Here is a 10,795-nt window from a genome sequence, read left to right on the forward strand (position 1 = left end):
GCAGCGCTGAACATATGCCAGTGCCGCGTCCGGCGTCCAAACCGTTCGCCCCGCCGGCCGTTCCCGGCCACCCCCGCCGGCCGGAGACGGCCCTAGAGAGGCACCAGCGTGACCTCGGTGGCCTTCACGCTCGTCCACACCGGCGCGCCGTCGGCCACGCCGAGCTCGGCGGCTGCCTCCGGGGTGATCTCCGCGACCAGGTCGGGCGCCTCGGCCGGGGCGACGAGCACGCGCAGCCGGCTGCCGGCCGAGGTGACCTCCCGTACGGTGCCCGGCCAGACGTTGCGGGGGCTGCCTTCCGGGCGGTCCCGGTGCAGCGACACCGCCTCCGGGGCGATGATCGCCAGGGCCTGCGCCCCCTCCGGCAGCGTCTCCGCCACCACCAGCCGGCCGCCTCCCGCGAGGAGGAGCCCTTCGGCGGAGGCGGTGCCGGGCCAGGCGTTGCGGCCCAGCATCCGGGCCACCCAAGGCGAGCGCGGATGCCGGGCGACCTCGGCGGGCGGCGCGTCCTGGAGGGTGCGCCCGTCGGCCAGTACGAGGACCCGGTCGGCCAGCGACACCGCCTCGACGGGGTCGTGCGTGACGATCAGGCAGACCCCGCCGAAGCCCGCCAGGTGCCTGCGCAGGGTGTGCCGCACGTGCGCCCGGGTCGTCTGGTCGAGGGCGGCGAGGGGCTCGTCGAGCAGCAGCAGCCGGGGCCGGGCGGCCAGCGCCCGGGCGAGGGCCACCCGCTGCGCCTGACCGCCCGACAGCTGCGCGGGCCGGCGCTGCGCGAGGTGGCCCACGCCGAGCCGGTCCAGCCACAGCTGCGCCTCGCGGCGGGCCTCGGCGCGCCCGACCCGGCGGGCGCGAAGCCCGTACGCGGTGTTGGCCAGGGCGCTCAGGTGCGGGAACAGCGCCCCGTCCTGCGGGACCCAGGCCACCTGCCGCCGGTGCGGGGGCAGGGCGGTGACGTCGGTGTCCCCGAGCCGCAGCTCGGCGCGGGCGCGCGGGGTCAGGCCGAGCAGGGCGCGCAGCAGGGTGGTCTTGCCGGCGCCGTTCTCGCCCACCACGGCGATGGTGGTGCCGGGTCCTGCGTCGAGGGTGAGCTCGTTGAAGCCGGTGACCTCGGCGTGCAGGGGCCAGCGGCCGCCATCGGCCGGTGCGGGGGCCGGTGCGGGGGCGGGGGACTCCTCGGAGAGGGCGGGGGCGGGTGCTTCCGGCCCGGCCCCGGGGTTCGCGGCCGCGGGCGTGCCGGTCCAGCGGCCGCGCAGGGCGATGAGCACGCCCATGGCGATGGCGAGCAGCAGCAGCGAGACCGAGGTGGCCGCCTCGGGCTGGTCCTGGAGCAGCAGGTACACCTGGAGCGGCAGGGTCTGGGTGGTGCCCGGCAGGTTGCCGGCGAAGGTGATGGTCGCGCCGAACTCGCCGAGCGCGCGGGCCCAGGTGAGGGCGGCGCCCGCGATCAGGCCGGGGGCGACCATGGGCATGGTGACGGTGAAGAACACCCGGACCGGCGGGGCGCCGAGGGAGGCGGCGGTCTCCTCGTAGCTCTGCTTCAGCCCGCCGAGCGCCCCCTCCAGGCTGATCACCAGGAAGGGCATGGCGACGAAGGTCGCCGCGACGACCGCCCCGGACGTGTGGAAGGGCAGTGTGACGCCGAAGGTGTCCTCCAGCCACGGCCCGAGCAGTCCGCGCCGTCCGAAGCCGAGCAGCAGTGCGACGCCGCCGACGGTCGGCGGCAGCACCATCGGCAGCAGCACCAGCGAACGGACGAAGGCCTTGCCCTTGAACTCGACCCGGGCCAGCAGCCAGGCGAGCGGCACCCCGAGGAGCAGCGAGAGGCCGAGCGCCCACACGGACACCAGCAGCGAGAGCTTCAGGGCCGTGACCACACCGGGGCTGGTGAGGTGGGCGCCGAGTTCGCCCCACTGCGTACGGGTGAGGATGCCGATGAGCGGCAGCAGCAGGAACGCGACGGCGAGCAGCGCGGGGAGCGCCAGCGTCACGGGGGGCCGGGTGCGGGTGCGGAGTCTGCTCATGGGGTGATGGGGGTTCCTGGTCGGGGCCGGGGAGGGATCCTACGGAGCGTACGGGCGCGGCGCGGGCGCCGGACACGCCGAAAGGGGCTGCCCGTCCCCCCGGACCGGGCAGCCCCCTCCGCGGCCGTGGCGGCTAGGAGGTGTCCGGCCCTGATCCGCCGGACACCCCCTAGGCCTTCTGGAAGCCGGCGTCCTGGAGGATCTTCTGCGCCTCGGGGCTGCTCAGCCAGGCCACGAACGCGGCGGCGGCCTCGGCGTTCTTGGACTGCTTCAGGGTGGCGGCCGGGTAGGAGGCGACGGCGTTCTGCTCGTCCGGGATGTCCACGGCGACGACCTTGTCACCGGACTTGATGGTGTCGGTCTTGTAGACGAGGCCGGCGTCGGCCTCGCCCAGCTCGACCTTGCTCAGGACGGCACGGACGTTGGGCTCCTGGGAGACCGGCTTCACCTCGATCTTCTGGGCGTCGAGGATCTGCTTGCTGTAGCGGCCGACCGGGACCTCGGGCGCCGCGAGGACGACCTTGATCTTGGAGTCGGCGAGGTCCTTGAGCTCGTCGATCTTGAAGGGGTTGCCCTTGCCGGCCGCGACGACCAGGCGGTTCTTCGCGATGACCGTGGCGTCGTTGGTCTCGGCCTTCAGGCCGTCCATGGTCTTGGTGTCGGCGGTGACCAGGGCGTCGGCCGGGGCGCCCTGCTTGACCTGGGCGGCGAGTTCCTGGGAACCGGCGAAGGAGATGGTCACCTTGGTGCCGGGGTGGGACTTCTCGTACGCCGCCTTCGCCGTGTTGAACACGTCGGTGAGGGAGGACGCGGCGAGCACGGTGAGGTTCGCGGCCTTGGCCTCGGCGGAGGCGGGGGCCGAGGCGGAGGGGGCGGCGTCGTCGGCCTTCTTCTCGTCGCCGCTGCTGCCGCAGGCGGACAGGGGTACGAGCAGGGCGGCGGTGAGCGCGGCGGCGGCGATGCGGCGGGCGTTCGGGGTGGCGGACATGAGCGGGTGCTCCTCGGTCGGGTCGGCGGCCGGCCGGGTGCCGGGGCCGCGCGGTGGTGACCCGCGCCGGTGACGGGCGGAGCGGGTGGGGACGAGCGATGGGTCTCGGTCCGGGGCCGGGTCTGGGGCTGGGGCCGGTCTGGCCGTCGGCCCGGCTCAGGCGCGGTCGACGTGCACGCTGGTCGACTTCACGCGGGCGGTGGCCCGCATGCCGACCTCCAGCCCGAGCTCCTCGACGGCCTCGCGGGTGAGGAGGGAGACCAGCCGGTGGGGACCGGCCTGGATCTCGACCTGGGCGGCGACGTCGCCGAGCCTGACGGCCGTGACGATGCCGGGGAAGGCGTTGCGCACCGAGGTGTGGGACTCGCCGTCCTCGGTGTGGGCGCCCTGCCCCACCTCGACGGAGAAGGCCGCCAGGTCGCGGCCGTCGATCAGGCGGCGGCCGCCCTCGTCGCGATGGGTCGCGACCCGGCCGGCGTCGGCCCAGCGGCGCGCGGTGTCCGGGCTGACGCCCGGCAGACGCGCCGCCTGTCCGATGGTGTAGGACTGCATGTGCGACAAGGTAGGGGGAACGAACCTGCATGTGCAATTCGTTTGGCTTGATCTCTATCGCATATGCCATGCCGCTTGTGGTATCTGCCAAAATCCGTTCCGCTTCGGGGCGGCCGGATCGCTAGAGTCGGGGCATGACTGACGGTACGAGGACCACGGAGACGGGGGCGGCCCCGCTGGAGACGGGGACCGCGCGGGTGGACGCCTGGATCTGGTCGGTCCGGCTCACCAAGACCCGGTCCGTCGCGGCGACGGCCTGCCGGGCGGGGCACGTGAAGGTCAACGGCGAACGGGCGAAGCCCGCGCAGCAGGTGCGCGCGGGCGACGAGGTACGGCTCTTCCACGCGGGGCGCGAGCGGATCGTCGTGGTCCGGCGCCCCGTGACGAAGCGGGTCGGACCGCCGGTCGCCGCCGAGTGCTACGTGGACAACAGCCCGCCGCCGCCGACCCCGGTGGAGGCGGCGGTGGTCGGCATCCGCGACCGCGGCACGGGCCGCCCGACGAAGCGGGACCGCCGGGAAATGCAGAACCTCCGCGGCCGCTAGCCTCCGGCGGTGTCCGGGGCCTCGGGCCGGGGGCCCGGACACCGGGCCCCCGGCCGCGCCTCCGCCGCCTGCGGGGCCCTGCCGCTGGGCGGGGCCGGCCCCTCCCCGCCCATCCACCGTTCCCAGGGGCTCCGCCCCTGACCCCGGTACGGGCGCTGCGCGCCCCGTCGCCTCAAGCGCCGGCGGGGCTGGATCTGCCGGCGCTTGAGGCGCGGGGGTCCGGTCAGCGCCCCGGGGAACGGGCGAAGGGCGGGTAGAGGTCACGCCCCCGCGGGGTCACGCCCCCCCCGCGGGGTCACGCCTTGCGGTAGGCGTACGCCTCTTCGGCCGCCGCCGCCACCGCCTCCAGGGGGGCTCCGGCCGAGGCGGCCACCACCGCCGCGACCGCGCCCTCCAGGAACGGGGCGTCCACCAGACGGGATCCGGGCGGGAGTTCCTCGTCCTCCAGGAGCGCCTTCACGGTCAGCACCGAGCTGCCCAGGTCCACCAGCAGCGCGACCCCGGCCCCCCGGTCCACCGCCGCCGCGGCCGCCGCGATCAGCTCCGCGCTCGTGCCGAGCCCGCCGTCGGCGGTGCCGCCCGCCGGGGCCACCGGGGCCAGTGCACCGCCCGCCGCGATGCCCCGCGCCAGCTCCGCCACCGACTCCGCGACCCCGGCGCTGTGCGACACCAGCACGATGCCGACCAGCGCCCCGCCGCTCACGCGGCCCCCTCCGCCGCGTCGGCCAGCGCGCCCAGCAGCAGGGCGGCCGAGGTGGCCCCCGGGTCCTGGTGCCCGACGCTGCGCTCCCCGAGGTAGCTGGCGCGGCCCTTGCGGGCCAGTATCGGAACCGTCGCCAGGGCCCCGCCCTCCGCCGCGTCCCCGGCGGCACGGTAGGACGTACCCAGCGCCGCGACCCCCGGGACCAGCGCGTCCAGCATCGTCTTGTCGCCCGGTGCCGCCCCGCCCAGCCGGGCCACCGCGTCCACCCCCGCGTCCAGGGCCCCGCGCAGCTCCCCGTCGGAGACCTCGGCGGCCTCCCCGAGCTCCTTGCCGGTGCGCCGCAGCAGCGTCCCGTACAGCGGTCCGGACGCGCCGCCCACCGTGGAGATGAGCGTGCGGCCGGCCAGCTGGAGCAGCGCCCCGGGCACGGCCGCCGGGTCGGCCCCGGCCAGTGCCGTACGCACGGCCGTGAAGCCCCGCAGCAGGTTGGCCCCGTGGTCGGCGTCGCCGATGGGGGAGTCGAGCTCGGTCAGCCGGTCCGCCTCCCGTTCCACCGCCGCCGCGGCGGCCTCCATCCAGCGCCGGAAGAACTCCGCGTCCCGCATTCCGTCTCCTCCGCCTTCCCGTACGTCCGCCACGCGCTCAGCACCCCCAGCGCAGGGCGGCCGTCCGCACCGGCGCGTCCCACAGCCGCAGCAGCTCGTCGTCCGCCCGGCACACGGTCACCGAACACCCTGCCATGTCCAGGGAGGTGACGTAGTTCCCGACGAGCGCCCGCGCCACCGGCACGCCCCGCGCGGCCAGGACCGCGGCCACCTCCGCGTGGAACCCGTACAGCTCCAGCAGCGGGGTCGCGCCCATCCCGTTGACCAGCAGCAGCACCGGACCGGCCGGCGGTCCCGCCTCCGCCAGATCGTCCAGCACGGCCGCCACCGCCACCTCCGCGATCTCCCGGGAGGTCATCATCGCGCGCCGCTCCCGGCCGGGTTCGCCGTGGATCCCCACGCCCAACTCCAGCTCCCCGTCGGGGAGGTCGAAGGTCGGACTGCCCTTCGCGGGTGTGGTGCAGGCGCTGAGGGCCACCCCGAAACTGCGGGAGGAGTCGTTGACCCGCCGGGCGAGGGCGGCGACCCGCTCCAGCGGCGCCCCCTCCTCGGCGGCCGCCCCGGCGATCTTCTCGACGAAGAGGGTGGCTCCCGTGCCGCGCCGGCCGGCCGTGTAGAGGCTGTCGGTCACGGCGACGTCGTCGTTGACGAGCACCCGCTCCACCCGCAGGCCGTCCTCCTCCGCCAGCTCGGCGGCCATCTGGAAGTTCAGCACGTCCCCGGTGTAGTTCTTGACGACGAACAGCACCCCCTGACCGGCGTCGACGGCACCGGCCGCGTGCAGCATCTGGTCGGGCACCGGCGAGGTGAACACAGCGCCGGCGCACGCCGCCGAGAGCATCCCGGGGCCCACGAACCCGGCGTGCAGCGGCTCGTGCCCGGACCCGCCCCCGGAAACCAGCCCGACCCGTCCGCCGGCCCGCGCGTCCCGCCGTACGACGACCTGCCGCTCCACGTCGACGTCGAGCTCGGGGTGCGCGGCCGCCATGCCGCGCAGCGCGTCGGAGACCACGGTGTCGGGTGAGTTGATGAGCATCTTCACGGAAACCTCCCGGTGCGGTGGAGTCGTGTCCTGTGACCTGCTGCCGACGGTATGGCAGACGGCCCCGCCGGGGCGGCGGAACGCGGACGCGGCGCGGCCGTCGCCGGACTGCCCCGGCACGATCGGGTCATGGCTCTGAACGTGATCGTCGGAGTCCTCGCCGGTGCCGAGGACGAATGCGCGGACAGGGCCCGCGCCGACTTCGCCGCGATCGGCGCACTGCTGGAGCGCGCCGGGTGCTCGGTCTTCCCGAGCACCTCGACCCGCACTCCGAGGAGCTCTTCGAAGCCGCCGACGCGGAGGAGCCGGCCGCCGGGGGCCGGCAGCGCTACGGCGTCGAGTCCTGCGGCTGCCTGCAACTCCTCCGGGTCGCGGAGCTCTCGGTCGCCACCGGGGCGGCCATCGCCTTCACCTGAGCCCGGCGGCCCGCCGCCCGCGCGGGGGCGCGGGGCGGGGCGGGGGCCGTCCAGCCTCCGGGCCCCGCTCTTTCTCCCCGTCAGGCGCCCTGTTCGCGCAGGCGGCGGCTGACCTCGCCGAGGCCGTCGGCGAGGGCGTCCAGCTGTTCGGGGGTGAGTACGTCCACGAGGGCCTCGCGGACCGCCGTGACGTGGCCGGGGGCGGCTTCCTCCAGGCGGGTCCGGCCCGCGTCCGTGAGGACGGCGAAGACGCCCCGGACGTCCGAGGGGCAGCTGCGGCGGCGGACCAGGCCGGCCTTCTCCATCTGGCCGACCTGGTAGGTGAGGCCGCTCTTGGAGTTGATCAGCCCGTTGGCGAGCTCCGTCATGCGCAGCTCCTGGTCGGGCGCCGCGGCGAGCCGCACGAGGATCTCGTACTGGGGGTGGGAGAGTCCGGAATCGTCCTTCAGCTGCTGGTCGAGCCGCCGGTTCACCAGTGCGGAGGCGGCCAGGAAGCCCCTCCAGGCCCGCATCTCGCGGTCGTCCAGCCATCTCGGTTCAGCCATGGCGCCAGGGTACACGAGTTGTTCGAATTTGAATCACTGGCTGATCCGTGGCTAGAGTCGGACTCAAGCAGGTTCGAATTTGAACCAATCTCCTCGGGCCGCCCGACCGGAAGGACCCCCCCATGAGCAGCGCCACCGCCACCGCGACGAAGGCCCCGGCCGCCGCCCCGGCCGTCCCCGTCGCCGACACCTCCTCCTACGACGCCGGACTGCTCCTCCTGCGTGTCGTCCTCGGTCTCACCGTGGCCGCCCACGGCGCCCAGAAGCTCTTCGGCTGGTTCGGCGGCGGCGGGATCAGCGGCACCGGCCAGTTCTTCACCGCCAGCGGCTACCCGGCGGGCGACGCCATGGCCACCCTCGCAGGCCTGACCGAGACCCTCGGCGGCCTCGGCCTCGCCCTCGGCCTGCTCACCCCGCTCGCCGGGGCGGCCGTCACCGGCACGATGATCAACGCCCTGGCCGTCCACGGTGCCGGCGCCTTCTTCGCCCCGAAGGGCATGGAGTACGAGCTCCTGCTCGCCGTGGCCGCCGCCGCCCTCACCCTGGCCGGCCCCGGCCGCCACGCCGTCGACCGGCTCCTGTCCGTCCCCGCCCTGCGCACCCACCGCCTCGCCCTCGGCGCCCAGGCCCTCGCCCTCGGCGTGCTCCTCGCCGTCGTGACGCTCTTCATCCGGGGTTAGGTTCCGTCTCCTTGGTCAGCGCCGGACCGGATGCCGACCAAGGAGATGTCGGTAGTGCAGACCCCGGAAGCCGGGCCACCCGAGAGGGGGCACGCGCCAGGCCTGGGCCGTCGCGCGGGCTGCCGGTAGCGTCGTGATCATGAAACCCTCCACCGGCGACACCACCGACCAGGCGCCCGCAGACCCGGCCGCCGCCGACGACGCGCTCGCCACCCAGCCCATCGGCTACTGGAGCGGGCTCGCCCACGACGCCGTCACCCGGCACCTGCGCGACGCCATGGCGCGGATCGACGTCACGCAGCCGCAGTACTGGGTGCTCAACCGGGTGCACGGCGGACCCGCCGCGCCCGCCCGCGAGGAGGTGGCCGCCCAGCTGACCCCCCTCGCGGACGGGCCGTACGAGATCCCCCGCGTCGTCGACCAGCTCCTCCACCGCGGCTGGCTCCGCGGCGACGAGGGCGGCCGGCTGCACCTGACCGACGAGGGGGAGGCCGCCAGGATCCGGCTGCGCGCCCTCGTGACCGAGCAGCGCGCCGTCGTCCACGAGGGCATCGACGACGCGGAGTACGTCGCCGCGCTCAAGGTGCTGCGCAGGATGGCCGCCAACGTCGAGGCCGCCCGCGCCGCCGCCCACCCCACGCGGGCTGATTGACCCCCGGCGTTCGGGGGAAAAGCGGATGAATGACACAACCCATCGAAGACTACGCACTCATCGGCGACCTGATGACCAGCGCATTGGTCGGCCGCGACGGGTCCATCGACTGGCTGTGCCTGCCGCACTTCGACTCCGCCGCCTGCTTCGCCGCCCTCCTCGGCAACAAGGAGAACGGCCACTGGCGCATCGCCCCGGCCGCCGCCGAGAACGGCGAACGGTGCACGCGGCGGGCCTACCTGGACGGCTCGCTGGTCCTGGAGTCGTACTGGGAGACCGACGAAGGCACCGTCAAGGTCGTCGACTTCATGCCGCAGCGCGACAACGCGCCCGAGGTGATGCGCATCGTCGAGGGGGTCTCGGGCCGGGTCACCGTCCGCAGCACCCTGCGGCTGCGCTTCGACTACGGACACGTCGTCCCCTGGGTCCGGCGCAGCGAGGGCGACCGGGTCGCGGTCGCCGGACCCGACTCGGTGTGGTTCCGAAGCGAGCCGCCCGTACGGACCTGGGGCGAGGACCGCAGCACCCGCTCGGAGTGCACCGTCGGCCCCGGGGAGAAGGTCGCCTTCGTACTGAGCTGGCACCCCTCGCACGAGCCGCGCCCCGAGCCCGTGGACCCGTACGAGGCATGGGAGCAGAGCCTCGCAGACTGGCGCGAGTGGGCCGGCCAGTGCCGTTACGAGGGCCCGTACAAGGAGGCCGTCACCCGCTCGCTGATCACCCTCAAGGCCCTCACCTTCGCCCCCACCGGCGGGATCGCGGCCGCCGCCACCACCTCGCTGCCCGAGGAGATCGGCGGGGTCCGCAACTGGGACTACCGCTACTGCTGGCTGCGCGACGCCACCCTGACCCTGGGCGCCCTCCTGTCCACCGGCTTCCTCGACGAGGCACGGGCCTGGCGGGGCTGGCTGCTGCGCGCCGTCGCGGGCGACCCGGCCGACCTCCAGATCATGTACGGCATCGCCGGCGAGCGCCGCATCCCCGAGACCGAACTGCCCTGGCTGCGCGGCTACGCCGCCTCCGCCCCGGTCCGGGTCGGAAACGCCGCCGTGGACCAGCTCCAGCTGGACGTGTACGGAGAGGTCCTCGACGCCCTCCACCTGGCGCGGGCCTCCGGGCTGGCCTCGGAACGGCACGCCTGGAAGATCCAGCTCGCCCTCCTCGACTTCCTGGAGCGCAACTGGCACCGCCCGGACGAGGGGCTGTGGGAGGTGCGCGGCCCGCGCCGCCACTTCACCCACTCCAAGGTGATGGCCTGGGTCGCCGCCGACCGGGCCGTGCGGACCCTGGAGAACGCCCCGCACATGCCGGGCGACGTCGAGCGCTGGCGGGCCATGCGGGACGAGGTGCACCGCGACGTGTGCGACAAGGGCTACGACCCCGAGCGGGGCACTTTCACCCAGTACTACGGCTCCCGCGAGCTGGACGCGGCCACCCTGCTCATCCCCCGCGTCGGCTTCCTCCCGCCCGACGACCCGCGCGTGATCGGCACCGTCGACGCCGTCCGGGCGGAACTGGGCAGCAGCGGCCTGGTACGCCGCTACAGCACCGAAGGACCCTCCGTCGACGGGCTCCCCGGGGACGAGGGAACCTTCCTGGCCTGCTCGTTCTGGCTGGCCGACGCCCTGCACATGACCGGCCGGACCAAGGAGGCCCGCGAACTCTTCGAGAAGCTGCTGGCGGTGCGCAACGACGTGGGCCTGCTCGCCGAGGAGTACGACACCCGCGCCGGGCGCCAGCTCGGCAACTTCCCGCAGGCGTTCAGCCACGTCGGCCTGGTCAACACCGCGATCGCCCTGTCCGGTGCCGAAGCCGTCGGCTGACCCCGCACACGGGCTGGGCCGTCTCTTCCGGATCCCGCCGGGCGGCGCGGGGCCGGGACACCTCCCGGCGGTAGCCGGGGGAGCGAGGTCCGCAAGACACGCCCCGGGGGGGGGGGGGGGGGGGGGGGGGGCCCGGGGGGGGGGGGGGGGGGGGGTGGGGGCCGCATGGTTCCCTCGTCTCGCGGGGCTTAGGGAAGGTCGTGAGGCATGCTCTAGGCAACCG

At 74.9% G+C, this 10,795-nt stretch carries 12 protein-coding genes; 5 read left to right on the top strand and 7 right to left on the bottom strand.

The window, feature by feature from the left end; genetic code table 11:
- Positions 1-92: 92 nt before the first annotated feature.
- The 3 genes from ACZ7IF_RS04735 to ACZ7IF_RS04745 all read right to left on the bottom strand — a co-directional run bounded on the left by ACZ7IF_RS04735 (position 93) and on the right by ACZ7IF_RS04745 (position 3,561).
- Positions 93-2,021, bottom strand: a complete 1,929-nt coding sequence (locus ACZ7IF_RS04735) for an ABC transporter permease (RefSeq protein WP_470962996.1) — start codon at positions 2,019-2,021, stop codon at positions 93-95.
- A gap of 169 nt (positions 2,022-2,190) precedes the next feature.
- Positions 2,191-3,009 (bottom strand): molybdate ABC transporter substrate-binding protein, encoded by an 819-nt coding sequence (gene modA, locus ACZ7IF_RS04740; protein ID WP_470963000.1) that lies wholly within the window; start codon positions 3,007-3,009, stop codon positions 2,191-2,193.
- A gap of 156 nt (positions 3,010-3,165) precedes the next feature.
- Complete coding sequence (locus ACZ7IF_RS04745) at positions 3,166-3,561, bottom strand: TOBE domain-containing protein (RefSeq protein ID WP_470963003.1); 396 nt, start codon at positions 3,559-3,561, stop codon at positions 3,166-3,168.
- A 134-nt stretch (positions 3,562-3,695) separates the two neighbouring features.
- Here ACZ7IF_RS04745 and ACZ7IF_RS04750 point away from each other — a divergent pair, with 134 nt between their 5' ends.
- Entirely contained in the window at positions 3,696-4,106 is a 411-nt protein-coding gene (locus tag ACZ7IF_RS04750; protein ID WP_470963006.1) for an RNA-binding S4 domain-containing protein, read from the top strand.
- Positions 4,107-4,401: 295 nt separating this feature from the next.
- Here the strand turns inward: ACZ7IF_RS04750 and ACZ7IF_RS04755 are convergent, their stop codons facing one another.
- Genes ACZ7IF_RS04755 through dhaK form a run of 3 tightly spaced genes read right to left on the bottom strand, consistent with a single transcriptional unit; the run spans position 4,402 to position 6,456 of the window.
- Positions 4,402-4,809: a PTS-dependent dihydroxyacetone kinase phosphotransferase subunit DhaM gene (locus ACZ7IF_RS04755; RefSeq protein ID WP_470963009.1), complete on the bottom strand. Its 408-nt coding sequence runs from the start codon at positions 4,807-4,809 to the stop codon at positions 4,402-4,404.
- Positions 4,806-5,414: a dihydroxyacetone kinase subunit DhaL gene (gene dhaL / locus ACZ7IF_RS04760; RefSeq protein ID WP_470963012.1), complete on the bottom strand. Its 609-nt coding sequence runs from the start codon at positions 5,412-5,414 to the stop codon at positions 4,806-4,808. Before dhaL ends, ACZ7IF_RS04755 begins: the two co-directional genes overlap by 4 nt.
- A gap of 37 nt (positions 5,415-5,451) precedes the next feature.
- On the bottom strand, positions 5,452-6,456 hold the full coding sequence (dhaK, locus tag ACZ7IF_RS04765; RefSeq protein WP_470963015.1) for a dihydroxyacetone kinase subunit DhaK: 1,005 nt from the start codon (positions 6,454-6,456) through the stop codon (positions 5,452-5,454).
- Positions 6,457-6,692: 236 nt separating this feature from the next.
- Between dhaK and ACZ7IF_RS04770 the strand changes: the two genes are divergently transcribed.
- Positions 6,693-6,872: a hypothetical protein gene (locus ACZ7IF_RS04770; RefSeq protein WP_470963018.1), complete on the top strand. Its 180-nt coding sequence runs from the start codon at positions 6,693-6,695 to the stop codon at positions 6,870-6,872.
- Positions 6,873-6,952: 80 nt separating this feature from the next.
- Here the strand turns inward: ACZ7IF_RS04770 and ACZ7IF_RS04775 are convergent, their stop codons facing one another.
- Positions 6,953-7,417 (bottom strand): MarR family winged helix-turn-helix transcriptional regulator, encoded by a 465-nt coding sequence (locus tag ACZ7IF_RS04775; RefSeq protein ID WP_470963021.1) that lies wholly within the window; start codon positions 7,415-7,417, stop codon positions 6,953-6,955.
- A 122-nt stretch (positions 7,418-7,539) separates the two neighbouring features.
- On the opposite strand from ACZ7IF_RS04775, the gene ACZ7IF_RS04780 reads away from it, so the two are divergent.
- The 3 genes from ACZ7IF_RS04780 to ACZ7IF_RS04790 all read left to right on the top strand — a co-directional run bounded on the left by ACZ7IF_RS04780 (position 7,540) and on the right by ACZ7IF_RS04790 (position 10,572).
- On the top strand, positions 7,540-8,097 hold the full coding sequence (locus ACZ7IF_RS04780) for a DoxX family membrane protein (protein WP_470963024.1): 558 nt from the start codon (positions 7,540-7,542) through the stop codon (positions 8,095-8,097).
- A 139-nt stretch (positions 8,098-8,236) separates the two neighbouring features.
- Positions 8,237-8,749, top strand: a complete 513-nt coding sequence (locus tag ACZ7IF_RS04785) for a MarR family winged helix-turn-helix transcriptional regulator (RefSeq protein ID WP_470963027.1) — start codon at positions 8,237-8,239, stop codon at positions 8,747-8,749.
- Between the two features lie 29 nt (positions 8,750-8,778).
- On the top strand, positions 8,779-10,572 hold the full coding sequence (locus ACZ7IF_RS04790; RefSeq protein WP_470963030.1) for a glycoside hydrolase family 15 protein: 1,794 nt from the start codon (positions 8,779-8,781) through the stop codon (positions 10,570-10,572).
- Positions 10,573-10,795: the final 223 nt, after the last annotated feature.

Source organism: Streptomyces sp. NPDC037421, assembly GCF_055602105.1.